Annotated in this window: 24 protein-coding genes; 15 read left to right on the top strand and 9 right to left on the bottom strand. The window is 70.7% G+C overall.

Translation table 11 applies throughout. The annotated features are described in order from the left end of the window. Nucleotides 1-11: 11 nt before the first annotated feature. On the bottom strand, nt 12-692 hold the full coding sequence (locus ACSU1G_RS16110; RefSeq protein WP_439280982.1) for a GNAT family N-acetyltransferase: 681 nt from the start codon (nt 690-692) through the stop codon (nt 12-14). Nucleotides 693-812: 120 nt separating this feature from the next. Between ACSU1G_RS16110 and ACSU1G_RS16105 the strand changes: the two genes are divergently transcribed. From ACSU1G_RS16105 to ACSU1G_RS16075, 7 genes are all read left to right on the top strand, one after another. Then, the gene (locus ACSU1G_RS16105) at nt 813-1,958 is read left to right on the top strand and encodes an FUSC family protein (RefSeq protein WP_439280981.1); all 1,146 of its coding nucleotides are present in this window, start codon (nt 813-815) and stop codon (nt 1,956-1,958) included. Then, on the top strand, nt 1,955-2,722 hold the full coding sequence (locus tag ACSU1G_RS16100) for a PIG-L deacetylase family protein (RefSeq protein WP_439280980.1): 768 nt from the start codon (nt 1,955-1,957) through the stop codon (nt 2,720-2,722). The genes ACSU1G_RS16105 and ACSU1G_RS16100 overlap by 4 nt, the downstream gene beginning before the upstream one ends. Next, nucleotides 2,706-3,311 carry a class I SAM-dependent methyltransferase gene (locus ACSU1G_RS16095; RefSeq protein WP_439280979.1) on the top strand — a complete coding sequence of 202 codons (606 nt, stop codon included), beginning with the start codon at nt 2,706-2,708 and terminating at the stop codon, nt 3,309-3,311. Before ACSU1G_RS16100 ends, ACSU1G_RS16095 begins: the two co-directional genes overlap by 17 nt. Then, nucleotides 3,308-4,339 carry a hypothetical protein gene (locus ACSU1G_RS16090; protein WP_439280978.1) on the top strand — a complete coding sequence of 344 codons (1,032 nt, stop codon included), beginning with the start codon at nt 3,308-3,310 and terminating at the stop codon, nt 4,337-4,339. Before ACSU1G_RS16095 ends, ACSU1G_RS16090 begins: the two co-directional genes overlap by 4 nt. Continuing rightward, nucleotides 4,336-5,193: a glycosyltransferase gene (locus tag ACSU1G_RS16085; protein ID WP_439280977.1), complete on the top strand. Its 858-nt coding sequence runs from the start codon at nt 4,336-4,338 to the stop codon at nt 5,191-5,193. The genes ACSU1G_RS16090 and ACSU1G_RS16085 overlap by 4 nt, the downstream gene beginning before the upstream one ends. Nucleotides 5,194-5,308: 115 nt before the next feature. Further along, on the top strand, nt 5,309-5,857 hold the full coding sequence (thpR, locus tag ACSU1G_RS16080; RefSeq protein WP_439280976.1) for an RNA 2',3'-cyclic phosphodiesterase: 549 nt from the start codon (nt 5,309-5,311) through the stop codon (nt 5,855-5,857). 100 nt (nt 5,858-5,957) lie between these two features. Further along, nucleotides 5,958-6,665 carry a superoxide dismutase family protein gene (locus tag ACSU1G_RS16075; RefSeq protein WP_439280975.1) on the top strand — a complete coding sequence of 236 codons (708 nt, stop codon included), beginning with the start codon at nt 5,958-5,960 and terminating at the stop codon, nt 6,663-6,665. A 106-nt stretch (nt 6,666-6,771) separates the two neighbouring features. Here ACSU1G_RS16075 and ACSU1G_RS16070 read toward each other — a convergent pair whose 3' ends face one another. Next, entirely contained in the window at nt 6,772-7,698 is a 927-nt protein-coding gene (locus tag ACSU1G_RS16070; protein ID WP_439280974.1) for a uracil-DNA glycosylase, read from the bottom strand. 111 nt (nt 7,699-7,809) lie between these two features. Between ACSU1G_RS16070 and ACSU1G_RS16065 the strand changes: the two genes are divergently transcribed. Next, nucleotides 7,810-9,645 carry an S-layer homology domain-containing protein gene (locus ACSU1G_RS16065; RefSeq protein ID WP_439280973.1) on the top strand — a complete coding sequence of 612 codons (1,836 nt, stop codon included), beginning with the start codon at nt 7,810-7,812 and terminating at the stop codon, nt 9,643-9,645. A gap of 207 nt (nt 9,646-9,852) precedes the next feature. Next, nucleotides 9,853-11,184 (top strand): AI-2E family transporter, encoded by a 1,332-nt coding sequence (locus ACSU1G_RS16060; protein WP_439280972.1) that lies wholly within the window; start codon nt 9,853-9,855, stop codon nt 11,182-11,184. Nucleotides 11,185-11,208: 24 nt separating this feature from the next. Here ACSU1G_RS16060 and tsaB read toward each other — a convergent pair whose 3' ends face one another. Beyond that, nucleotides 11,209-11,913 (bottom strand): tRNA (adenosine(37)-N6)-threonylcarbamoyltransferase complex dimerization subunit type 1 TsaB, encoded by a 705-nt coding sequence (tsaB, locus tag ACSU1G_RS16055; protein WP_439280971.1) that lies wholly within the window; start codon nt 11,911-11,913, stop codon nt 11,209-11,211. Nucleotides 11,914-11,970: 57 nt separating this feature from the next. Between tsaB and ACSU1G_RS16050 the strand changes: the two genes are divergently transcribed. Then, on the top strand, nt 11,971-12,903 hold the full coding sequence (locus ACSU1G_RS16050) for an S-layer homology domain-containing protein (protein WP_439280970.1): 933 nt from the start codon (nt 11,971-11,973) through the stop codon (nt 12,901-12,903). 70 nt (nt 12,904-12,973) lie between these two features. Here the strand turns inward: ACSU1G_RS16050 and ACSU1G_RS16045 are convergent, their stop codons facing one another. Further along, nucleotides 12,974-13,264 carry a DUF3072 domain-containing protein gene (locus ACSU1G_RS16045; protein ID WP_439280969.1) on the bottom strand — a complete coding sequence of 97 codons (291 nt, stop codon included), beginning with the start codon at nt 13,262-13,264 and terminating at the stop codon, nt 12,974-12,976. Nucleotides 13,265-13,558: 294 nt separating this feature from the next. Between ACSU1G_RS16045 and ACSU1G_RS16040 the strand changes: the two genes are divergently transcribed. Then, entirely contained in the window at nt 13,559-14,767 is a 1,209-nt protein-coding gene (locus tag ACSU1G_RS16040; protein WP_439280968.1) for a flavin-containing monooxygenase, read from the top strand. Nucleotides 14,768-14,844: 77 nt separating this feature from the next. Further along, nucleotides 14,845-16,506: a LuxR C-terminal-related transcriptional regulator gene (locus ACSU1G_RS16035; RefSeq protein WP_439280967.1), complete on the top strand. Its 1,662-nt coding sequence runs from the start codon at nt 14,845-14,847 to the stop codon at nt 16,504-16,506. Between the two features lie 90 nt (nt 16,507-16,596). On the opposite strand, the gene ACSU1G_RS16030 is transcribed toward ACSU1G_RS16035, so the two are convergent. Beyond that, the gene (locus ACSU1G_RS16030; protein ID WP_439280966.1) at nt 16,597-16,848 is read right to left on the bottom strand and encodes a hypothetical protein; all 252 of its coding nucleotides are present in this window, start codon (nt 16,846-16,848) and stop codon (nt 16,597-16,599) included. Nucleotides 16,849-17,015: 167 nt separating this feature from the next. On the opposite strand from ACSU1G_RS16030, the gene ACSU1G_RS16025 reads away from it, so the two are divergent. Beyond that, the gene (locus ACSU1G_RS16025) at nt 17,016-18,524 is read left to right on the top strand and encodes a hypothetical protein (protein ID WP_439280965.1); all 1,509 of its coding nucleotides are present in this window, start codon (nt 17,016-17,018) and stop codon (nt 18,522-18,524) included. Between the two features lie 23 nt (nt 18,525-18,547). Continuing rightward, nucleotides 18,548-19,024, top strand: a complete 477-nt coding sequence (locus ACSU1G_RS16020) for an FABP family protein (RefSeq protein ID WP_439280964.1) — start codon at nt 18,548-18,550, stop codon at nt 19,022-19,024. A 105-nt stretch (nt 19,025-19,129) separates the two neighbouring features. Here ACSU1G_RS16020 and ACSU1G_RS16015 read toward each other — a convergent pair whose 3' ends face one another. The 4 genes from ACSU1G_RS16015 to ACSU1G_RS16000 form a co-directional block, all read right to left on the bottom strand. Then, a complete protein-coding gene (locus ACSU1G_RS16015; protein ID WP_439280963.1) occupies nt 19,130-20,059 on the bottom strand; it encodes a hypothetical protein in 930 nt (309 codons plus the stop codon). After that, a complete protein-coding gene (locus tag ACSU1G_RS16010; RefSeq protein WP_439280962.1) occupies nt 20,059-20,547 on the bottom strand; it encodes a hypothetical protein in 489 nt (162 codons plus the stop codon). The genes ACSU1G_RS16015 and ACSU1G_RS16010 overlap by 1 nt, the downstream gene beginning before the upstream one ends. Nucleotides 20,548-20,750: 203 nt before the next feature. Beyond that, on the bottom strand, nt 20,751-21,563 hold the full coding sequence (locus ACSU1G_RS16005) for a nitroreductase family protein (protein WP_439280961.1): 813 nt from the start codon (nt 21,561-21,563) through the stop codon (nt 20,751-20,753). 3 nt (nt 21,564-21,566) lie between these two features. Then, complete coding sequence (locus tag ACSU1G_RS16000) at nt 21,567-21,893, bottom strand: hypothetical protein (protein ID WP_439280960.1); 327 nt, start codon at nt 21,891-21,893, stop codon at nt 21,567-21,569. Between the two features lie 220 nt (nt 21,894-22,113). On the opposite strand from ACSU1G_RS16000, the gene ACSU1G_RS15995 reads away from it, so the two are divergent. Continuing rightward, nucleotides 22,114-24,531 carry a calcineurin-like phosphoesterase C-terminal domain-containing protein gene (locus tag ACSU1G_RS15995; RefSeq protein WP_439280959.1) on the top strand — a complete coding sequence of 806 codons (2,418 nt, stop codon included), beginning with the start codon at nt 22,114-22,116 and terminating at the stop codon, nt 24,529-24,531. Nucleotides 24,532-24,540 lie beyond the last annotated feature (9 nt).

The raw sequence follows: 24,540 nt of genomic DNA, 5'->3' as shown, positions 1-24,540 counted from the left end.
CTGCCGGGTCCTCAACCCACCAGATGGCGACGCATGATCAGCGCGTCCACCCGAGCATTCCCGGCCCCGGGCGCACCACCAGCTGCATCCCCCGGGTAGTACCCCGCCCGCGTGTGGATGTGCTCGAATCCGTGCCGGACGTATAACGCCTGCGCCCGCGGGTTGTCCGCACGCACCTCCAGCAGCAGGTCCCGCGCGCGGCGTCGGGCGGACTCGGCCACCATCCACTGCAGCATCGCGGTGCCCAGGCCGAGCCCCTCGGCCTCGGGCACCACGGCGATCGTCTGCACATCGGCCAGCGGCGGCACGCACATCAGCCCGCAATACCCCAGCACGACGCCGGCCCCCTCCCCCGCGCCCGTCTCGCCTTCCGCTGGGCCCGCCTCACCTTCCGCTGCGCCCGCCTCGCCGCCCCCCTGCGTTGTGAGGGCAGAAACAACCGGTGTGTTCTGCCCTGAAAACGCATGATCGGGGACCCGGCCCGGCACCGGGCCGGTGATGACGCGGTAGGCGCGCGTGCCGCCGTCGTGCTCGGGGCCGACCTGGGCGAGCTCCTCCTCGAAGAAGCTCAGCGGCCAGGCGTCCAGCGGGAAGAGCCGCTGCTCGAGGGCGTGCACCTCCGGCAGGTCGGACCACTGCATCGGGCGCATCACGTAGCCGGCAGGCAGGACGGGGTCCGGGGGAAGAAGCATGCCCGCTATTCTACGAACCGGCCGCCACGAATTCCGCGCCGGCCGAAGCCACCGGTGATCACCCCTGGGCCCGGATCGGCACTAGGGTGACGAGGTGAGCACGGAGGAGGCGGGGTGACCATGGCGACAACGGCAGGCACCGGACCAGCACCGGGTACCGGCGGCCGCTTCGACCGGGTGTGGGAGCAGGTGAGGACGCCGGGCTTCTTCACGGCCACCTCGCAGACCGTCAAGGGCGTGATCGCCGCGACGTTCGCGTGGTGGTTCTCGATGTTCGTGCTGGAGACCGAGATGCCGTTCCTCGCACCGTGGACGGCCTTGCTGACCGTCCACGCCACCGTCTACCAGTCGCTCTCGCGCGGCACGCAGTCCGCGGTCTCCTCCTTCATCGGCGTCGGACTGTCCTTCGTCATCGGCAACTACCTCGGCGTCTCGATGTGGACCTACGCGCTGGCGTTGTTGGTCGGGCTCGTCGCGGCCTACATCCGCTGGATCCGGGACGAGGGGGTGGCCATCGCCACCACGGCCATCTTCCTGCTCAGTAGCGGATTCGAAGACCAGGAACCCCTGTTGCTCGATCGCATGCTCGAGGTCGGTGTGGGCGTCGCCGTGGGTGTCGCCGTCAACCTGCTCATCATCCCGCCGCTGCGGGACCAGCAGGCGGCCACCCACGTCGATTCAGTCAACCGCCGCATGGGGAAGGTCCTGGTGGACATGGCGGATCAACTGGCGCAGGACTGGGACACGGACAACGCCGATGAATGGATCAGTGAGACCCGGTCCATGGAGCAGGACACGGCGGTGGCATGGGACCTGGTGAGATCCGCCCGGGAGAGCCACCGGGCCAACCCCAGGGTCTACCTTCACCGTTCAGGCCTCGTCAGGGGCCATCACCCGCCGCCCGCAACGGACGATGGTGGCGGCTATGCGGACATTCTGGCCCGCGTGGACGAGGGCATCTCCCATCTGCGCAACCTGGCCCGCACCCTGCGGCAGGCCTCCTATGTGGAGGGCCCCTGGAATGACAGGTTCCGCACCCAGTGGGTGGCCATCGTGCGCGACTGTGGACGGGCCATCGCCGACCCCGATGCCGAGGTGGAGCCCATCGAGGACCGACTGACCGCGCTGGCCAACGAGCTCTCCGATGACCACGACCTGCCGCAGTCCGCCTGGCCGATCTACGGCTCGCTGATCACCAGCGTGCGGCACATCGCCACCATCGTGGACGATGTCGCCTCGTCACGCGAGGCCAGGGAAGCTGATTGACCCGTCACCCCATCGCCGCGGATGGTTCCCTGGACTTCCCGCCCGCGGACACCGCGCCCGCACCGGTCTCCTTCGCCGAGTGGCATCGCGCCGCCACCGATGCCCCGCCCGCACCGGTCCTGCCGCCGGACGCGTCCCTGCTCGTGATCGCCGCCCACCCGGATGACGAGGCGATCGGTGCCGGGCGGCTGCTGGCGGACCACCGGGGCCTTGTCCGGTGCGTCACGCTCACCGCCGGGGAGCACTGCCATGGCGAGGATGCCGACGCCGGCCAGGTCTCCCGCCTCCGTCTGCGCGAATGGGCCGAGGCCCTGGCGGTACTGGGGGCCGAGCCGGTGGAAACGACCCGTTGGCCCGACGGCGGCCTGTCCGGCCACGAGGACGAGGCCACCGAGGCGCTGGCCGGGTTGGCCACCGGGGTGGACTTCCTGCTGGCCCCCTGGCAGCACGATCCGCATCCGGACCATGAGGCGGCCGGACGGATCGGCGCTTCGTTGGCACGGCGTACCGGCCTGCCGTTGTGGGCCTATCTGGTCTGGACCCCATACTGGCTCACACCGGAAGACCTCGCCCGCCGCGGGGCAGGACTGCTGACGCATCCCACCAGCGAGCGGGCGGAACGGCTGTGGCGTGAGGCGCTGGACTGCCACCACTCGCAGCTCACGGCCCAGCCGCCGGCCTCGCACCCCGTGGTCCCGGCTGCCCTGCTCGACCGCCACGACCGCCAGCTGCTGATCCGGGAGACCCATGCCTGTCACGCCTGACTTCGATGCGCTCTACCGCGCCGATCCGGATCCCTTCGCGGTCGGCTCCAGATGGTACGAGCGGCGCAAGATCGCGGTGGTCCTCGCCTCGCTCTCCCGGCCGGAGTACGACGCCGGCTGGGACGCCGCCGCGGGCACCGGTCACCTGGCCGTGGGGCTGGCGCCCCGCTGCTGCCGGGTGTTGGCCACGGATACCTCCGCCGTCGCCGTGGACTCGCTGGCAGGGCAGCCCCTGCCGGCGAACCTCACGGTCCGGCGGTCCGCGTTGCCTGAACTGCCGGCCGAGGCCCGCACCGCAGACCTCGTGGTGGTCTCAGAAGTCCTCTACTACCTCCCCGATCCCCAACGGGAGGCCACGCTCAGCATGTTGGCCGGGCTCAAGGCCGAGATCGTGGCCGTGCACTGGCGTCACCACCCCGAGGACACGTACCTCTCCGGGGCTGAGACCACCCGTGAGTTGGACTCGGTACTGTCCGGGTCCGGCTTCCTCCGCACGGTGGCCCACGAGGACACCGACTTCGTATTGAGCGTGCACCGCCCGTACTCTGAGGATTCCCCGGACTCCCTGGCTTCCCCGGAGGTGCCGTGACGTCTTTCTCCCCGCTCGACCTCCCGCGCGATGCCGCGACTGTCCAGAGCACCCTGAACACACCCGCGCCACTCGACCTGCCCGAGCGCCTACGGAACCCTGCCCCGGAGGTTCAGCGCACGGCAATGCGCCATCTGGCCGGCCAGGCGGACTGGACCGGCGTGGAGTGGCCGGATTTCCTGGAGACCCTGATGGCCCTGGGCCGCGCGGACATCCCCTTGTCCCGACTGACCGAGGGGCACGTGGACGCACTGCGGATCCTCGCCGAGGCCGGCTCCTCCCCGGAGCCGGATGCCCTGTATGGCGTGTGGGCCTCCCGCTCCGGCGGGACCGGGCTGACCGCCGCGCTGCAGACCGCCACTGACCCGGAGGCCGACTGGCAGGTGCGCGGCACCCTGCTCTTCGCCTCGGGCGCCGGTGTGCTGGACCGAGCCCTGGTCACGGTCTGGCCGGACGAGGACCTGCATGTGCTGCTGGACGCCTCGGTGGTGGACTGGGATTTCGACACCGATGCCTGGCGCACACGCGCCATGGAGTACTCGCGGAGTCACCGGGCCCACCTGGACGGCCCGATCACCGCCCGGCGGGTCGGCGCGGACAACTTCTACCTGGACCGGCCGGCGTTCTTCCCGGGCGGGGCCGGCGTCGCCGCGGTCTGGACCGGCGGAGCCGCCCGAGTCCTGGACCTGCTAAGCGACGCCCTGGGCGATCCCGTGAACCTGCCCGTACCCAAGCAACTGCGTCTGGGTCACGCGCGCACCGAGCTGGCGGCCGCCGTCGCGCTGATCCGCCAGACCGGACTCACCCTGCCGGCACCGGACCAGGGCACCAGCCGCACCGCGGTGACTCTGTGCCGGGCCGGCGTCGGCGCCGCCGTCCGGCGTCTCCTCGAGGAGGTCCGTACCCTGGCCGGTCCCGCCGGGCTCGCCTTCAACGAGGAGCTGTCCCGAGCCGTGGATGACCTGGCGCTCTATGTGGCCCAGCAGAGCCAGGACGGCGACGCCGGCCACCTCGGTGCGCTCCCATGAGCGGCCCCGCGATGGCAGGCTCCCCCACCGACGTCCTGGTGGCCATCCCGGCCCACAACGAGGAGGATCTGATCGCAGAGTGCCTGGACCATGTGCTCGCCGCGCTGTACCACGCCCGATCCACGGGGTCGATCGGACGGGCCGTGGTCACCGTGGCCGCCCACCGTTGCGCCGACCGCACCGCCGAGGTGGCGCGTCGCGTGCTGGGGGCCGGCGGCTCGGGCGTTCCGCACGCACGGCCCACCGTGGAAGCGGTCGTGGTGGAGGACGAGGCCTCAGCCACGATCGCCGATGTCCGCCGGGCCGCCGTGGAGGCCGGGGCCCGGCGCATCGGGCACGGTGGCGGTGCTGGAGCCGCTGCCGGCGCTGGTGCCGGCGCTGGTGCCGGAGCCGGAGCCGGAGCTGGAGCCCACGGAGTCTGGCTCTTCAACACGGACGCCGATTCGCTGGTCCCACCGGAGTGGATCACGGCCAGCCTGCAGGTCGCGGCGCAGGAGCAGGCGGTCGCCGTCGCCGGCCTGGTCGAGGTGGTGGGCTGGAACCCACCGCCCCACGCCCGGCATGACTATGACGCGCTGGTGGCCCGCGGCATCCGCGGTTCCAGCCACGATCACGCCTACGGGGCCAACCTCCCCGTCCGGCTGGACGCCTACCGCGCGGTGGGCGGCTTCACCACGCGGCGCCACGGTGAGGACCGCGATCTGCTGCGGCGGCTCCGGTCTGCGGGCTTCCGGGTCGCCACTCCGCTGGCCCCCCGGGTGTCCACCTCCGCCCGGGAGGACCCCCGCTGCCCGGACGGGCTCGGCGCCCTGTTGCGCCGGTTGGCCGAGCAGCCCGGCCCCGCCCCCGCCTGACCCACATCGGCCCGACCATCTGAGTCACAGGAATTAGCCCTGATTCTGCCCAGTTGAGCCATTTCGTGCGACCTCGTTGGAGGGGTGGTACCGGCCTTGCGCCTATCCTGTCCGCATGGGCACCCGCATGTTCGTGGCCGTGTATCCGCCGGAGGACGTCCGCGCGGAGCTGGCTGAGTTCCTCGCCGTCCGCCCGGACCTGGCCTGGACCGATCCGGAGCAGATGCACATCACCCTCGCCTTCTTCGCCTCCGTCCCGGATCGTTCGCTGGACCGGCTGGAGGAGAACCTCGCCGAGGCCGCCCGGGCCGTGGAGTCCTTTACCTGCGGGCTGCACGGGGCCGGGGCCTTCCCCCATCCGGACAGCGCCGCGGTGTTGTGGCTGGGCGTCGAGGACGGGGCCGAGGAACTCTCCCGGCTGGCGCGCAAGGTGCGATCGGCGGGCAACCGGGCCGGCGTCGCACCGGATGGGAAGGCGTTCCATCCGCACCTGACCCTGGCCCGCCCGGGCCGCGTCAATGCCACCCGGTGGATCCGCGTGCTGGAGACCTTCAGTGCCCAGATGTGGACGGTGGAGGAGGTGCACCTGGTCGAGTCGGTGCTCCAGGGCCACGGGCACCGACCGCGGCATCAGGTCGTGGCGACGGCGCCGCTGACCCCCTGACTCGGCGTTCCGGGATCGGTACCGTGGATGGTGCCAAGCCGTGATGCGGTCGGCATCTTCATCACCCGTCGGCGGCAGCGGCTCGAGGAGAGGGAACACCATGCTTCAGCACACTGCCCGGAAGACCACCCTGATCCGCACGTCGGCGGCCCTGCTCGGCCTGGGCGGCATGCTCACCCTGAGTGCCTGTGGAGGAGGTGGTGGCACCAACGACGACGCCGCGACTCCGGCGCCGGTTCCCGAGGCGGCCACCCCGTCGGTCGCGGAGGGCGAGGACGAGGACTCCGGCGCATCCGGCACGGCATCCGGCTCGGCGTTCACCGCCGCCCTGCAGGACACCGACGGCGGAGAGCTCGGCACAGTGGAGGTCGGCGAGGCCGAGGGTGCCCTGGAGTTCACGGTGGACGTGTCCGGCCTGGAGCCGGGCTTCTACGGACTGCATGTCCACGGGGTCGGCGAGTGCGAGCCGGACAGCGCTGCCCCGGACGACCCCTCGGACACCGGGGCGTTCAAGTCCGCCGGCGGTCACATCGGCGCGGAGGACACAGACCACCCGGACCACGCCGGCGACCTGCCGACCCTGTTGGTGCAGGAATCCGGGGAGGGCCACCTGACCGTCCGGACGGACCGGCTCACCGCCGAGGACTTCGGGGACGAGGACGGTGCCGCCATGATGGTGCACTCCAAGCCGGACAACTTCGCCAACATCCCCGAGCGCTATGCCCCCGAGGGAGCCGATGAGGACACCACCGGTGCCGGTGACGCGGGCGACCGATTGGCCTGCGGGGTGATCGAGCCGGCCGCCTGATCCCCTCCTTCACCCCAGGATCACGAGCGCAGTCGAGGTAGGGAATCGCCGGGCGGATCGACAGTTGTCGCTCTCGTGATCCTCCGTTGGGTGGGTCATGCCGGCATTACAGCAGCGCGATGACCTCGTCCAGCATCGGCTCGGTCAGCCGCCCCGTGAAGGTGTTCTGCTGCGAGACGTGATAACAGCCGACCACGCGCACGTCCCGGCCGCCGGAGGCGCCGAACACCGTCTGCGCCCCGTGTCCGAACTTGGCGCGCGGCCGCGGCACCGTCCAGCCCACGCGCGCCGCGGCGGCGTGCACCGACTGCCAGCCGATCCCGCCGAGCACCAGGATCGACTCCACGGACGTGGCCAGTTCCAGTTCCCGGTCCAGCCAGGGCCCGCACGCGGCGCGTTCGGCCGGCGTCGGCTTGTTGTCCGGCGGGGCGCAGTGCACCGGCGCCACCATGCGCACGCCCGCCAGCCGTTGGCCGTCACCGGCGGCGTACGACGTCGGCCGCTCGGCATATCCGGCGCGGTACAGCGCCGCGTGGATCCAGTCCCCGGACCTATCTCCCGTGAACATCCGGCCGGTGCGGTTGGCCCCGTGGGCGGCGGGGGCCAGCCCCACCACCAGCACCCGAGGGTCGGCGTCCCCCAGCGAGGGCACGGCCCGGCCCCAGTACGGCTCCCCCGCCCAGGCCCGGCGCTTGTCCCGTGCCACCGTCTCGCGCCAGTCCACCAACCGCGGGCAGGCGCGGCACATGGACACCCGGGCGTCGACGTCGGCCAGGGACTGGGAGGTGCGCGCCGCCTTCCGGACCTGCGCGGGCGAGGCGGCGGCCGGCGTCGTCGGCTGGGCCGGATCCTCCGGCCACCCGGTGCCGGGCGGCACCGGGGAGACGAAGAGCTGTCCGGTCACAGGGTGCGGCAGCAAAGGTCCGAGGTCGGTGATGTCCACCCCTCCATCTTCCTCCTCTCCCGGGTAACGGGCATCCTGGGCTGAATAGGTGGTCTGCGGGTATCGGACCCGGTGAACGGTGACCGGCATCTTGTCTAGCGTTCGCAGTATCGATATCCCCTGAGTCCCTGCAGCGCCTCCTCGAGCCCGACCCGGCCGGAGCGGCACGGCACCGCCTCCTCGATCCCCATGGACTACGCCATGCCCCGCTCCCCCGGCACCCGATCCGCTGGTGCACGCTCCGCCGTCCTGCTCCTGGCGGCCCTCCTCTCGGCGTCACTGACGGGTGCGGCCTCCTCACCACCGGGTGATGATCCGGCGGGCAGTACGGCCGAGCCGTCCATCACGGCGGTGGCCGGAACCACCGCGGATACGGCCGCACCGGTGGTCGACGGCCTCACGGTGACCCCGTCCACGGTGGACCTCACCGACGGTCCATCCCAGGCGACGCTGCGGGTCCATATCACCGATGAGACCGGCACCGAGGCGCCCCTGTTCTGGGTGAATCACTCCCTCACCGGCCAGCCCCTCGAGACCATGGACACCGCCCCCGAGCTGGTGGAGGGAACCGTGCAGGACGGCGTCTGGGAGTTGGTCGTGCTGATCCCGACCGACGTACCGAACGGCACGTGGCACGTGATGGCAACCGCCTACGCGGATGTGCTGGACAACCAGGACGGAGACCACCGAGACGCGTTCACCACGTTCACGGTCACCGGCGGGACCGTGACGGACCTCGACGCACCCGTGGTCGGGTCCGTGACCGCCACGCCACACACGCTGGACCTGACCACCGGCCCCCGGGAGCTCACCGTGCGCGCCCGCGTCACGGACGAGAGCGGGACGTTCATCCCCTACATGACGGTGGAGTCGCAGGACGTCCGCGTTCCCCAGCAGTTGATCGATCTCGAACAGACCAGCGGCACCCTCAAGGACGGTTGGTGGACGGGCACGGTCACGCTGCCCGCTGACTCGCCCAACGGGGCGTGGACCGCTCGCGTGACCGCGCCCTACGACATCAACCACAACTATTGGGGTGACCTCAACTCCTCCGAGGTCACCTTCGACGTCACGGGCAGCACACGGACCGACTATGAGGCCCCCGTGGTCCAGAACCAGGCCGTCACCCCGGCAGCCTGGAACCTGGAGGACGGCGACGCGATCATCACGGTCACCGCTGACCTGTCCGACCCAGCGGGGACCAGGGAGGCGGGCCTCTTCTTCTCCTCGGAGAAGGACGACGTGACCGGGGAACCCTTCGCCTTCCAGAGCTCGATGGAGCTCGTCTCCGGAACGGCCGAGCGCGGGACCTGGAGGGGTCAGTTCACCATCCCTGAGGGCGCGCCGGGGGGCTCCTATGGGATCACACTCGACGTCACGGACGCCCTGGGCAACTGGGAGACACTCAGTCTGGACCCGGTCGTGATGAGCTACGGGACGGTCCCGGCTGAACCTGCCGAGCCGGCCGATCCGGCTGGACCCGAGCCTGAGGTGGAGTTCTCCGACGTCGCCGACTCGGCCTGGTACTTCGATCCGGTGAACTGGATGGTAGGACGCGGGATCACCACCGGCTACAAGGACGGCACCTTCAAGCCCTACAAGCCCGTCACCCGCGGCGAGGCCGTGACCTTCCTCTACCGCTACGTCGATGATGAGGACTTCACGGTTCCGGGCAGTTCGGGCCTGACAGACGTGCCGAGCTCGCACAACTTCTTCGAAGCGATCAGCTGGGCCACCAGCCGTGGGGTGGTCACCGGATACTCAGACAACACCTTCCGGTCCGGAACCAACATGACCCGCGGCCAGGTCGCCGCCGTGCTCTACCGCCAGGCCGCCCCCGACTACTCGGCCCCCGCCACCTCCACACTGACGGACGTCGTCCAGGGCGAGACGAACTTCTATGACGCCATCTCCTGGATGGTCGAGGAGGAGATCACCACCGGACGGGCTAACGGCACCTTCGACCCGGGAGCCAACGTCACCCGCGCCGAACTCGCCACCTTCCTGAAGCGCTACAACACGGTCCGCACCGGGTAGGGCCCAGCACCGGTTGGCCCCCGCCACCTTCAGCACGGGCACCGCCTCCGCCACTCCACATCTGAGACAGCTGAGTCACACGGATTGGCCTCCGTTCCCCGGTCCGGAGGCCAACTCGTGCGACCTAGATGCCGGGGCCGGGGCGTCACGGCCATACAGTGGGTTGAGCACGTGAGATCTCGCACCCACCACCCCAGGAGCACCCGCATGAGTACCGTGGAACACCCGCCGGAATCGCGGTCCGGACGTCCGCGAACAGATCAGGCCGGACCGTGGTCAGACGCCCTCGGCCGAGCCGGAGCGCGGGCGGGCCAGACACTGCTGATCGCCGCCGTGGCAGTCGGGGTCATCGTGATCATGCTGCGCGTGAGCGTGGTGGTCCTCGCCGTTCTGGTGGCCCTGATCCTGGCCTCGGCGGTGGCACCGCTGGTGCGCTGGCTGGTCGGCAAGGGCTGGTCCCACCTGTGGGCCACCCTGATGTCCTTCCTGGTCATCCTGGTGGTGGCCGGCGGCGTGATCACCGGCGTGGTGCTCGCGATCCGCAATGAGTGGCAGGGCCTGGTGGACTCGGCCCTGGAAGGCTGGCAGCAGCTGCAGGACTGGGTGACCAACGGTCCCCTGCCCATCGACGCCTCGGTAGTGGACGATGCCACCCAGCAGGTCTCCGACTTCCTGGCCAGCGGCGACTACGCCAGCGGCCTGGCCAGCGGCACCCTCACGGGCATCTCCGCGGCCACCAACTTCCTGACCGGCCTGGTGCTGATGATCGTGGTGCTGTTCTTCCTGCTCAAGGACGGGCCGAAGATCAACAGCTTCATGCTGCGCTGGTTCCGCGGCGAGACCCGGGCCAAGCTGGCCGAGTCCGTGGACCGCTCCTCCGAGGTGCTCGGTGGTTACGTCCGCGGCACCGCCACGGTGGCCGCCGTGGATGCCGTGCTGATCGGCGTCGGCCTGCTCGTCGTCGGCGTCCCCCTGGCCCTGCCGCTGGCCGTGGTCACCTTCATCGGCGCGTTCATCCCCATCGTCGGCGCCACCGCCGCAGGCATCCTCGCCGCCCTCGTGGCCCTGGTGACCACCGGGCCCGTGGAGGCACTGATCGTGGTCGCCATCGTGGTCGGCGTCAACCAGATCGAGGGCAACCTGCTCCAACCCGTGGTGATGGGGCGGACCCTGAGCCTGCACGCGCTGATCGTGCTGCTCGCCCTGACCATCGGCACCATCGTGGGCGGCATCTTCGGCGCCATCCTCGCCGTGCCCTACACCGCCGTGGCCTGGACGCTGATCCAGGTCTGGTCCCACCGCTATCAGGCCGGTGACGATCCGGTCCTCGGCCAGGACCCGCTGAATCCGAAGGACCGCGCCTCCCGGAAGGCCAACGCCGATCAGCGGGAGAAGTACCGCCGGATCCGCCGTGGCACCGGCGACGGTGAGGAACTGGGCACCGTGGAAGACGAAGCCGAACCCGCCGATCCGGCACAACAGCAGGCGGCTGAGTCCGGGCTGCCGGATTCCTCGGCTACCCCGCCGGTCAAGGACTAAGAGGGCACGACGCCGGCCGGTCGGCTACCGCTGGCCGGTCCCGGCGCGCTTGCGCGGCCCCGGCACCTTGGCGTCGGACTCGCGTAGATACAGCGGCTGCACGGGCATCAGCCCGCGACCCCGGCGCAGGGCGACCTCGCCGACCAGGCCGAGCGAGCCGGCGTCGGGCACGGTGTCCTCAAAGCCCGCCACAGCGCGCAGATCATCCGGGTACAGCCCGGCCCCGGCACCATAGGCCGGTAGCGGGGTGACCTCACCGGGAGCGGTGACGAACGGGCCGTGCAGGCGCTGGAACTGACCTCCCACCTGGGAGTAGTGCGCCCAGTACACCTCACGTCGGCGGGCATCGGTAGCCACCACGAACTCCTCCACACCGGCCCGGAAGGCCTCCACGGCGGCACTGAGTGCGATCGCGTCCAGACTCATCACGCCATGCACCTCGATCCCCCACGCGAACGCGAGCGAGCGCGCGGTCACCAATCCGGCGCGCAGCCCGGTGAACGGCCCGGGCCCGACGCCGGCCAGCACCGCCCGCAGATCGGCCGCCTCGACCTGGGCGTCAGCCAGTACGCGCTGCACCGCGGGGGCCAGCACCTCGGCGTGCGTATTGGTCTCGGTGGAGGCCCAGCGAGCGAGGACCTCGCCGTCACACACCACGGCCGCACTGGCGTTGGCGGAGGCATCGAGGGCGAGGAGGGGATGGGAGGACTCGAAGGGGTTGTCAGGCACGGAACCACTCTACGGAAGTCGTTTCTGGAAAAAGGTAAAATCTGCGTCACACCGACCGTGGAGCAGCTGGGCCAGACCATCACCGTTCAGGTGACCGGTTCCCTGGACGGCTACGAGTCCTCACAGGAGCGCGCGATCAGCGAAGCCACCACCAAGGTCGCCGCCGGCAACCAGACCGTGGTCACCCCCACCATCACCGGTATGGCCCAGGTCGGCCAGACCCTGACCGCCGAGACCGGCGAGTGGGGGCCGGAGGGCGTCGAGCTGGCCTACCAGTGGAACGCCAACGGCGAGGCCATCGAGGGCGCCACAGAGGCCGCTCTGGAACTGACCGAGGCCAACCTCGGCCAGCAGATCACCGTCACCGTGACCGGTTCCCTGGAGAACTACAGGGACACCAGCGTGACCAGCGCCGTCACCGCTGAGGTCGTCGAGGCCGTCGAGGCCGGCCTGACCTTCTCGGACGTCAACGAGGACAACTGGTTCTTCTCCCCGGTGATGTGGATGGTCGATAACGACATCACCACCGGCTACGCGGACGGCATCTTCGGTCCCTACAAGCCCGTCACCCGCGGCGAGGCCGTCACCTTCCTCTTCCGCTACGCTGACGAGGACTTCACCGCCCCGGAGAGCATCGAGCTGACCGACGTTCCCTCGGATCACAACTTCTTCGAGGCGATCGCCTGGGCCACCGAGAACGGCGTGGTCAACGGGTACAGCGACAACACCTTCCGCTCGGGCCACAACATGACCCGCGCCGAGGTCGCCGCCGTGCTCTACCGCCAGGCGGACGTGGACTACACCGCCCCGGAGGAGTCGCCCTTCACGGACGTCACCCCGGAGCACAACCAGTACGAGGCCATCAGCTGGCTCGCCGAGAACGAGGTCGCCCTCGGCAACACCGACGGTAGCTTCGACCCCTACGCCGAGATCAGCCGCGCTGAGATCGCTGCCTTCCTGGAGCGCTACAACAACGTGCTGACCAAGTAACACCAGCGCACCACACCGAGGGCCTCCCCGCGACTGACGCGGGGAGGCCCTCGGCGTCTCGGGCCGGGGACTACTGCGTTCCGCGCAGCCGGTCGATGTGCTCGGAGGCCTCGGCCTTCGTCAGGTCGGCCGGCAGTTCCTCGCCCGCCTGGCGGGCCAACGTGTCCAGGTAGGACTTCTGTGCCTCCGTCATCGGGTCGTCGCCGCTGACCCAGTCCTCGGGGTCCTTCTCCAGCGCGGGGTCGTCGGCCTCACCGGTGGCGCCGATCGTCTCCCCTTCCACCTGCCTCGGCCTCTGCTGCTGGTCGAGGGCCTCTTCTTCCTCTTCCGGTTCCGGGAACTGTGCGGGGGTGGTCGTCATGGCGTGGTCCTTCCCTGGCGGGTCATCGGCCGCGGATACCGGCCGCTGTGGTGCACATGCTAACGCGCTATCCCGGTAGCACTCCCGGCCTCATGGGCAGTTCTCCCCATGTCCCACCACCGTCCCGCCCCCAGAAGATGGGCCTTTTTCCCGACGCGCGGGCACCGGACGGATCCGTACCGTGGAGTCATCAGCCGGTGGAGCAAGCCCGCTCAAGGACCAGTACCAGCACCAACGCAACACCAGCCCCAGGGCCGCCACCCACCGGATCACCCTCCATCCCAGGAGGCCGTCATGGCCACCACCGATCCCGTCCTCCCCACCACACCCGGCCCGGCCGACCCCCACCACTCCTTCGACACCCTGATCATCGGCGCCGGCCAGGCCGGACTCTCCACCGCCTACCACCTGCGGCGCCGCGGCCTGGACTGCCTCATCGTGGACGCCGCCCATCGGGTCGGGGACCATTGGCGCCACCAGTACGACTCGCTGGCCCTGTTCACCGCCAACAAGTTCAATCATCTGCCTGGCCTCGGTTTCCCCGGCCAGCCGTGGGGTTTCGCCACCAAGGATGAAGTGGCCGCCGCACTGGAGGCCTACGCCCGGGACTTCGACCTCCCGGTCCGGCTCGACTCCCCGGTCCACCGCCTGTCCCGTACCCCGGAGGGTTTCCGCACTGAGACCGCCACGGGCACGTTCCTCTCCCGCACGGTCGTCCTGGCCACCGGTCCCTTCGGCCAGCTGCCCAGGATTCCCGAGTTCGCCTGGGACCTGGACGCCGCCATCCTGCAGCTGCACTCGAGCCAGTACCGCCGGCCCGGCCAGCTGCGGGAGGGCCAGGTGCTCGTGGTCGGCGGCGGCCACTCGGGCTGTGACATCGCCCTGGAGGTCGCCCAGTCCGGGCACCCGACCACCCTGGCGGGCCGCGACCTGGGCCAGATCCCCGTCCGTTGGGACAATCCGCTGCTGCACCTGATCATGCCCGCGGTCATGTTCCAGCACTCCCGCATCTACCGCCGCGGCACCCGCGCCGGCCAGCGTATGCGGGAGGAGGTCTTGCACCACGGCGCGCCACGGCTGAGGGTCCAGGCGCAGGATCTGGACGGGGCCGGCGTCGTGCGCACCGAGGACCGGGTGACCGGTACGCGGGACGGTGCCCCGCTGCTGGCCAACGGCCGCACCGTCCCCGCCCAGACCGTCATCTGGGCCACGGGATTCCGCCATGACTACTCCTGGCTGCAGCTGCCCGTGCTGGATGCGGACGGTTGGCCGCGCGAATACCGCGGCGTCGCCGAGGACGTGCCGGGGGTGTTCTTCTGCGGGCTGGCGTTCCAGTTCTCGATGTCCTCGATGAACTTCCACGGCGTCGGTGCGGACGCGGCGTATATCGCGGATCGGATCGCGGAGCAGCTGACAGACCGGCCCGCCGGCCGCCGTCGGACCCGCCCTGGGATTCCTCGCGCCACCTCACCCGGCGGGGTCCCCCAGCGCGCCGGCCGGTAACGGTCCGACCGGCCGCTCCGCACCTCGTGCCTCCGCGCGGCCGTGGGCGGTATCCTCCCGAGCAGGAGGCACCGCCCATGGCCGCTGAACCCGCCGTGTCTGAGCTGGTGGCCCGCGGCACCGCGGCCCACCTGGCCGGAGACTACGAGCGTGCGGTCCGGGACCTGCAGCGCGCCTTCCACATCTGTCACGACGACGGCGACCCCGCCGGGGCGTTCGCGGTCGCCTTCTCGCTCGCCATGGTCTTCGGCACCAGCTGCCAGCCGGCCCTGTTCAGCGGATGGGTCACGCAGGCGCGGCGGCTGTTTGCCGATCTGGCGCCCGAGGCGGAGACCACCTCCGCGGCCCGCGGCTACCTCGACCTCCTCGAACTGCACGGCGGCGTCATGACCGGCGACTTCGCCACGGTGGCGCGACTGGCCCCCGGTGTGACGGCCGCGGGCCGCCTTCACCACGATCCCGACCTGGTCACGCTGGGCACCGTCGCCCTGGGCCGTTCCGCGATCTACGCGGGGGACGTCCGTGGCGGGCTGGCGCAGCTGGACGAGGTGATGGCCGGGGTCCTGTCCGGGGAGCCCGGGCCGCTGGCCGCTGGGCTGGCGTGGTGCGCGGCCATCGAGGGATGTCAGGAGATCGGGGCCGTGGACCGGCTGTGCGAGTGGACCTCGGCCCTGGCCTCCTGGTGCCAGTCCCCGCCCGTCCTGGAGCTGTTCAACGGCCACTGCTCAGTCCACCGCGGCCAGGTGCTGGCCGTGCACGGGAAGTGGGAGGAGGCGTTGGCGGTGTTCGCCGATTCGCGGCAGCGCCACCAGCAGCGTGGGGATGTGGTGGCGGCCGGCTGGGCCGAACGCTCGCGGGGGGAGGTGCTGCGCCTGCAGGGCCGGCACGAGGACGCGGCCGCGGCCTACCGCACCGCCGCGGACCTGGGGTGTGATCCGCAACCCGGGCTCGCCCTCCTGTGGCTGGGCCGCGGCCGAGCGGAGGATGCCCTCGCCGCCGTCCACCGGTGCCTGGCCGAGACGGTCCTGCCGGCGCACCGGGTCTCCCTCCTTCCGGCTGCCGCAGAGGTGTTGCTGGCTGCCGGGGCCACAGAGGACCCGGCTGGGCCCCTGATCGCCGAGACCGACGCTCTCGCCGACGAGCTGGACGCCCTGGCCGAGCTGACCGGCTGTGCCTCGGTCACCGCGGCCGCCGCCCACGCCCACGCCGGCGTGGAACTGGCCCGCCGGGACCCGGGCGGCGCCCTGCCCTATGCGCGCAAGGCGGTGCAGGGCTGGGGCGGTGTCGGATGTCCCTTTGAGGTCGCCCGGTCCCGGGTGGTCCTGGCCCGTGCCCTGGCCGGCGCCGCCGATGTCGCCTCAGCGCGGGACGAGCTCGCGGCCGCCCGGGACGCCTTCGTGATGCTCGGCGCGGAACCGGCGGTGGCCGACGCCGAGTCCCTCCTCGAGACCTGGGCCCGACCGACGCCGACAGAACGGGAGGAACCGGAGGAACCGGCCGACGGCATCCATGCCGGCGGGCGCCCAGACGACCACCCGGACGGCTTGACCGGCCGCGAGCTCGAGGTCCTCGCCCTCGTGGCGGCCGGCCGCAGCAACCGCCAGATCGCGGCGGAGTTGGTCATCAGCGAGAAGACGGTGGCCCGTCACCTGAGCAACATCTTCACCAAGATCGACGTCGGCTCCCGCACCTCCGCGGCCGTGTACGCCTTCCAGCGGGGCCTGGCGTCCAGCCCCTGAGGTCATCCCGGTACCCCCACGCTTTGAGTTGACTCGGGGTGGGTGATTGAGCGGCCCCTTCAGCCGGTCAGTGCCATCGGACCGGTGCCTCTACTGCCCGGGATCCGGGTCGGCCGCCGAGGCCGGCTGATTCGGCCCGGTGGACTCAGCCCCGGTGTTGCCGGCCTTGACACGGTTCTCGGCATCCCTCAGGTCATCGTCAGCGGGTGTGTCCTCGTAGTCCGCCTCGGTGTCGTCATCCGGGTCGACGTCGGCCTCACCGGCGCCCGTGGAATCGAAGTCCTCATTCTCGTCGTCCGGGTTCACCTCGGGTTGTCCCTGCTCCTCGCGTGGAATGCTCATGCCCTCGCCCTTCCTCGGCCACCGCTGCGGATGCGAGAACCATGTCAGATCGGCGGCCGGCGGTCCTTCACCTCGGGCTCGAAGTCGATCCCGGTCACCGCGGCCATCGATACCTGCACGCGCATCCTTATTGCAATTGATTCTCAAGTGCGTTTAGAGTCCTCGGCATGAACCCATCGCTCCCGCCGCACCCCGCCCCTGCCACTGCCACTCCGGTGTCCAGCCGAAAAGCCCGACGCCGGCGCACCCGTCACCTCGGCTCCCTCGCCTCGGTCGCGGCACTGGCCCTCGTCCTCTCGGCCTGCGCGCCCGACGCACCCGGCGCGGGATCCGGCGGAGGTGAGGCGCCGCCGTCGGGCACGGCCGGGGACTCCGCCAGCACCAACGCCAGCGAGGCCGCCGAGCCGGTCAACGCCGAGCAGCGGGACTCGCGCGCGGAGGTCGCCTCACTCACCCCGCGGGTGGTGCTGGCGCACGACGGCGGCCTGGTCACCCTGGACGGCGAGTCCGGCGAGGTGGTCCATGAGGAGGCGCTGGACGGGTTCCTGCGGCTGAACAACGCCGGTGACGGCCAGCACGTGATGGTCGCGAACGGCGACGGGTTCGAGGTCTACAACACCGGGATCGACGCCCAGGGCCACGGCGACCACTTCCACTACTACGAGTCCACCCCGGGCCTGACCGGCATCACCTTCGAGGCCCCGCACGCCGGCCACGTGGTCACCCACCACGGCCTGACCACCCTGTTCGCGGACGGGGACGGCTCCATCCAGACCTTCACCTCCGAGCACCTCAAGGACGGCCGGCTCCGCACCGAGGACACCGCAGCGGACGCCGCTCACCACGGCGTCGCCCTGCGCTTGGTGGACGGCACCCTGCTGACCACCCAGGGCACCGAGGAGGCGCGGGACACGGTGCAGGTCAGGTCCACAGGCGAGGACAGCACTGACGGCGCTGACGGCGGCGAGGTCACCGCCGAGACCACCGACTGCACCGGTGTGCATGGCGAGGCTGCGGCGGCGGCGAACGAGAACGGGGACGTGGTGGTGCTGGGCTGCGAGGACGGGCCGGTCGTCTACCGCGACGGCGCGTTCCACAAGATCGCCGCAGAGACCGGGTACCAGCGCACCGGCAACCTGGCCGGATCCGAGGACTCCCCCATCGTGCTCGGGGACCTTAAGACGGAGGCCGAGGCCGAGTTCGAACGGCCCACGCAAGTGGCCCTGATCGACTCCCTGACGGACGAGTTGCAGACCGTGGAGCTCGGCTCCTCCTACTGGTTCCGCTCCCTGGCGCGCGGGCCGGAGGGTGAGGCACTCGTGCTGACCTACGACGGCGAGCTCAACATCATCGACGAGGAGTCCGGCGAGGTCACCGCGGAGATCCCGGCCATCGAGGCCTGGGAGGAGAACGAGGAGTGGCAGCAGGCGGGGCCGATCCTCAAGACGGCCGGCTCCATGGCCTACGTGACGGATGCGGCGAACCAGCAGCTCGTGGTCATCGACCTGTCAGCGGGCACCGGCGGCGCGGTGGTGAACACGTTCGAGCTGGACGTCACCCCGGTGGAGATGGCCGTGGTGGACGGCCACGCCGAGGCCCCGGAGCATGACGGCAGCGAGTCGGCTGAGAACAGCGACGCTGGCCACGACCACGAGGACGGAGGCCACGGCCACTGACGGCCCGCACGTAGACTGCCGGCATGAGCCTGCACCCCGCCCTGGAACCCGTCAGCGCACTGCTCGGAGTCTGGAGCGGGCCCGGCCGCGGCGAGTACCCGACCCTCGACTCCTTCGAATACACCGAAGAGGTCACCTTCACGGACATCGGCAAGCCGTTCCTGGTGTACTCACAGCGCACCTGGGCACCGGACGGACGGCCCCTGCATGTGGAGACGGGCTATTTCCGGGTCCCCGGAGACGGCACGGTGGAGTTCGTGCTCGCACAACCGACCGGGCAGACCGAGCTGGCCGAGGGGACGCTCAGCCTGGAGGCGAGCGGCTTTTCCGTCGAGTTGCGGTCCCGGGTGGTCAATGCGCCGACCGCGAAGACCGTCGACGCCACGGCCCGCACCCTCCGGCTCGAGGGCGACCGTCTCACCACCACCTTCGCCATGGCCGCCGTCGGGGTACCGATGACGGACCACCTCGCCTCGGTCCTCACCCGACAGGTCGGCTAACCGAAGGCACCGCCACCACCCCGCATCACGGCCGCGCTACCGGTCGAGAATCGCCGGGCGGATCGACAGTTACCGCGGCCGTGATCCTCTGCCTGCGGAACCGGGTCACCGGGTGGCGGGCATATCCGGCGGCGGGAGCTGGTGGGTTCCGGTCTGCGGCACGCCCAGCACCTCGCGCTGACCGTTCCCGGCCGCGGCAGCAGCGCCGCCGCCGTGCGAGAGCACCCACATGGTCTCCCACACGGTCCGGGCGGTGACCGGTGCCAGGCGCAACAGCAGCCGTCCGTCGCGCTCTGAGGCCTCAGCGTCCGCTCCGAACACGTAGTTCCCGGCGCCCTGCGCGCTGATGAACGCGAGGTTCACGCCGAGCGCGGAGGACGTCGCCTCCCACACGAACCAGGGCTCGGCCCACAGCTCGGTCAGCTCCTCGGGCGAGCCGTCCGGCACGGGGTGCTGCGGATCGATCACGCGGGCGGTGAACTCGTCCTCATCCACCAGCAGCTCGCCGCTCAACAGCGCGGGTGCGGCGCGCACACCGGCCCAGGCGCAGGCCTGGGAGGCCAGGGCGCCGCGCTCGGCCAGCGCCACGGTGTAGCGGGAGCTCTTTTCCTGTACGACGCCGGCCATCACGTCCGCGCCCGGCGCACCCGAGACGGTGGAGACCTGCTCCCCCGCCAGCCAGGACTGCATCAGGGTGCGCTCGGTACCGCATTGACCCCGCAGGGCCAGCACGTCCTCCGCGGTGGAGACGGGGCGCATGAAGTCATCACCGGCGGTGTCCAGCACTCCGTCCAGGGTCAGGAAGCCCTCGCGGATGAGTCGGCCGATGGCGCTGCGGTTCCGGAACGTCGCGAAGCGCCCGAGCGAGCCGAGCCGGTGCACCGACTGGAGCACCTCGAGGTCACTGCTGCGCAACCGGCCGGGGTCCTCGGGACTGGCGTTCCGACGTCGGTCCTCACCGCTGAGGTGGCGTTGAAGCGCCTCCACGTCATGGATGGGCCGCTGAGACTGGTGGTGCCGGTCTGTGGCGGGCATCAGGCGACGGCCCGGAGCGGGGCTCCCGCAGGCTGGTCCGCGGTGGTGAGGCGGGCGCTGGCGATGACGGCGTCGAAGACGCGGGTGAGTTGCTGGTAGTCGCTGATCAGGCAGCTGGCGGTGATCTCGAGGGTGGCCCGGCCGGCGGCGAGCGCCTCCTGGACCAGCCAGCGGCGGGTGAAGATGTTGTTGCGGCCGGTCCAGCGGGTGAGGTCCATCCGCCGGGCGGGCAGGCCGCCCACGGTGCAGGTGACGTCCTCCACCACGTAGAGACGGTTCAGTCCGCAGAGTCCGGCCGGTTCGCCGGCGTAGGTGGTGGCCACGATGTTGGCGGCGAGTTCGGGCTCGGGCAGAGGTCCACCGGGCTCCAGGCCGTCCGTGAACATGCGCTCCGCGGCCTCGGTCACGGGGGCGGCCGCCACCAGGTGAAAGCCGTCCACCGGGTACCTGACCCAGTCCTCCGGCAGGTCCATGGCCAGCGTCCGCATGCAATCTCCTCCTGCCCCTCCGGTGCCGAGAGCGCCGAGTGCGGCCCAACCGGAAGGTGAATTCCTCGTGAACCACGCTAGTCACCGCCGGGCGCGGCCGCGATGGGGAGAACTACCCATCGCGGCCGGGTAGGGCCCCAGTTACGCCAGCGCCGTTTGGGGGCTCCGCCCACGGTCAGACCCGGCGAGTCAAGCCCCGCGCATCAGGCCGAACCCGGCCGGACGTCGTCGTCCCATCCCTGCTGCGGGGTCTCGCAGGTCTCCCGGAAGACGAACTGGGAGGGCCGCCGTCGTTCCCGGCTGGACCAGTCGATGGCCGGCCGGTGGGTCCGTTCGGGCAGGTAGCCCAGCCGGTAGACCGCCATCAGTTCCAGGTCGTCCGGCACGTGCAGCATCTCGACGATGCGCTTCCACTGGTGCGGGGCCTCCATGGGGAAGGAGATGAACTGGATGCCCATGCCCAGCTCCACCGTGGTCAGCCACAGGTTCTCCATCGCAGCCCCCAGGCTGAACACCGAGTAGAAGCCGGACAGCTCCCCGGGCCGGTACTCGCCGCGCTCCAGCATGGCCCCCAGCAGCAGCGGCGACCCGGCCACCAGCTTGCGGTTCTCCGCGCCGAGGGTCTGCGGCACCCGGAGCCGGTTCATCAGCTGCTGCCCCGAGGGGGTGAACGCCTTGGAGGTGAAGGGTCGCAGTAGCGCCGGCAGCCGGTCGAAGAGCATGCCGCTGCGGGCCTCGTCCATCTCCCGCTGGCTGAACCGGAAGTACTTCTTGTACCGGTCGAAGAAGGTCCCCGCGCCCATCACCTCGGTCATGCTCTGACCGCTGATGTCCGCCACGGTCTCGATCGTGGCCCGGTCCTCGATGAGCACGAACCGCCACGGCTGGCTGTTGAACTGGGACGGTGCGGCCGCCGCGGCACGGATCAGCAGCTGCTGGTGTTCGGGGCTGACGGCGTCCGGCCGGAACGGCCCGTTCGTGGTGCGCCGGTTGAACACGGCATCGAGGAATTCCATGGACTACCTCCAGGCCAGGGCGAGCCCGGCCGCATAGCAGGGGGCCGCCCACAGGGCGTCCAGCCCATGCCGGCCCAGCGGCCGGGCCCCGTGCCGCTGCAGCAGGAACAGGGGAACGGCGGCGGGAACCAGCGCGAGGGCGGCCGGTGAACGGCGGGCAGAACCGGCGACGACGGCCCCGGCCGTCGCCGTCAGCGTCACCATATACAGGGCGTGATGGACCCAGCGGACACCCGACGTGTCCACCCATCCCAGGGCCACCGAGGCGCCGAGCGCGCAGTTGGCCGCGTAGGCCCCCGCTGCGCTGGTGACGAGCGTGCGGAGCAGCATCCTGGCCCCTCTTCCTCAGCTGGTGGTCATCACGGTCATCGTGTCACACGCCGGGCGGCGGCCACTGAACTTGCAGCTTCAAGGGCGCGTTGGCCAAGCGACACGGGGACCTCGCCGCCGTACACCTTCCCGTCTGCCGCCATTCACCGGCGCGGGTGAGGGTGGAGAGCGCCAAACGGTTACCCCCGGCCGGACCTCTTTGACCATCGGAAGGTACTTCGTGAACGCGTTCACCCGCCCCACCCGCCATAGATCGGCCCGCCTGGCAGCGGGCGCCCTGGCCCTGGCCACCACCGGCGCACTGTTGAGCACGGCGGTCACGGCCGCAGCGGCCGCCCCCGTCACGGTGCCGGCCACCGCCGCTGCCGCTACCCCCGCCTCCGCCGGAGCCGCCTGGGACGAGACCGCCTTCCGCGGTGCCGTGGACGTCGTCGAAGGAGCCGACGAGACCCCCGAGATCCTCGAGGGCGTGGTCTTCGACGACCTGAACCAGAACTCGCATCAGGACGAGGACGAGCCGGGCCTCGCGGACGTAAGCGTGTCCAACGGCCGGGACATCGTCACCACGGATGAGGACGGCGCCTACGAGCTGCCGGCGTTCGAGAACATGACGGCGTTCGTCACCCAGCCGGCCGGCTACCAGGTGCCGGTGGACGAGGAGAACGTGGCCCAGTTCCACTACCACCACCTGCCCGAGGGATCGCCGGAACTGAAGTACGGCGGACTGGAGCCGACCGGTGACCTGCCGGCGGCCGTGAACTTCCCGCTGGCCCAGGACGAGGATGCCGCCGACTCCACCCAGGAGTGCCTGGTGGGCGGGGACGTGCAGACCTACACCGAGGAGGAGATCGAGTACGCCCGGGCCGGTGCCTTCGCCGACCTGGCGGCCCGTTCCGGCTACGAGAACTGCGGCGCCCTCTTCGTGGGCGACGTGGCGGGTGACGACCTGTCCCTCTACCCGGGCATCCGCACGCTGACCGAGATGATCAACGGCCCGGCCCGCTTCCTGCCGGGCAACCATGACATCGACTTCGACGCCACCGAGCCGGAGCACGCCTTCGACTCCTACCGCGCAGGCCTCGGCCCGGAGTACTACTCCTATGACGTGGGTGAGGCCCACTTCGTGGCACTGAACAACGTGGAGTACCCCTACTCCGGGGACACTGCGTACAACGGGGCCATCGACGAGCAGCAGATGGAGTGGCTGCGCCAGGACATCGCCAACACCCCCGAGGACCAGCTCGTGGTGATCGCCGCCCACATCCCGCTGCTGGGCTTCGCAGACCAGGGCGGCACCCAGCACCAGACCGACCAGGTCAAGGAGATCCACGCCCTGCTCGAAGGCCGCGAGGCCATCTCGCTGGCCGGCCACGTGCACGCGATCGAGAACATGCGTGAAGGCGACAGCCTGGCCTCCTGGAAGGAGCTGTTCGACGTGGACGAGCTGCCCTTCCCGCACCTGACCGTGGGCGCTATCTCCGGCGACTGGTACTCCGGCGAGATGTTGGAGGGTGGCTACCCGACCGCCCTGCAGCGGGACGGCGCCTTCCCGGGCGTGCTGACCATGGACCTGGAGGGCAACCAGGTCTCCGAGTACTTCACCCGCACCGGTGATGACGGTTCGGACCAGATGGCCCTGGGCCTGAACACCCCGGCCTACCGCGACTGGTTCGAGGAGAACATCGACGCCGAGGACGCTGCGCCGGAGTTCGAGGACCCGCTGACCGTGGGCCAGGACGAACTGGCGGACACCTGGCTGACCACGAACTTCTTCATGGGCGCCACCGGTTCCACCGTGGAGGTCTCGGTGGACGGCGGGGAGGCCCAGGCCGCCGAGCGCACCCAGCCGATGCAGGGCGAGGAGCAGTTCGTCGGGTCCGAGTACTCGGACCCCGTGGCCGTGCAGGAGCAGCTGGTGCACGGCGGCTCGGTGGCGGACCGCACCTCCCACCTCTGGCGCCTGCCCGCACCGGAAGACCTGGAGGCCGGCGAGCACACCGCCGAGGTGACCGCCACGGACGTGCACGGCAACGTCTCCACCGAGACCCTGACCTTCGAGGTCACCGAGGGCTCCGCCGAACCCGGCGAGCCGGAGCAGCCGGTCACGTTCTCGGACAACCCTGAAGGCTCGGCCTTCTACGCCCCCGTGCAGTGGATGGCCGCCCAGGGCATCTCCACCGGCTACACGGACGGCACCTTCCGCAAGGGCCAGGACGTCACCCGCGGTGAGACCGCAGCCTTCCTCCACCGCTACGTCAAGCCGGAGTTCAGCGCCCCGGAGGACAGCCCCTTCAGCGACGTCACGGACACCGGATCGTTCTACGAGCCGATCACCTGGGCCGCCGATGAGGAGATCACCCTCGGCCACACCGACGGAACCTTCCAGCCCGGACGCTCCGTGACCCGCGGCGAGTTCGCCACGTTCCTGTACCGGCTGGACGCACCGGAACACTCAGCCCCGAAGGACAGCCCCTTCAAGGACCTGGACACCGGCAACATCCACTACGAGGCCATCACCTGGCTCGCCTCCCAGGGCATCACCATCGGTGACACCCACGGCCACTTCAACGTCTCCGAACCCGTGACCCGCGGCGAGATCTCGGCCTTCCTGCAGCGCTACGACAACACGCAGGACTGACACCCCGCC

The organism is Microbacterium sp. A93 (assembly GCF_051842835.1).
Note: the sequence above shows the minus strand (reverse complement) of the source record. Positions and strands in the feature narration are given on the sequence as shown.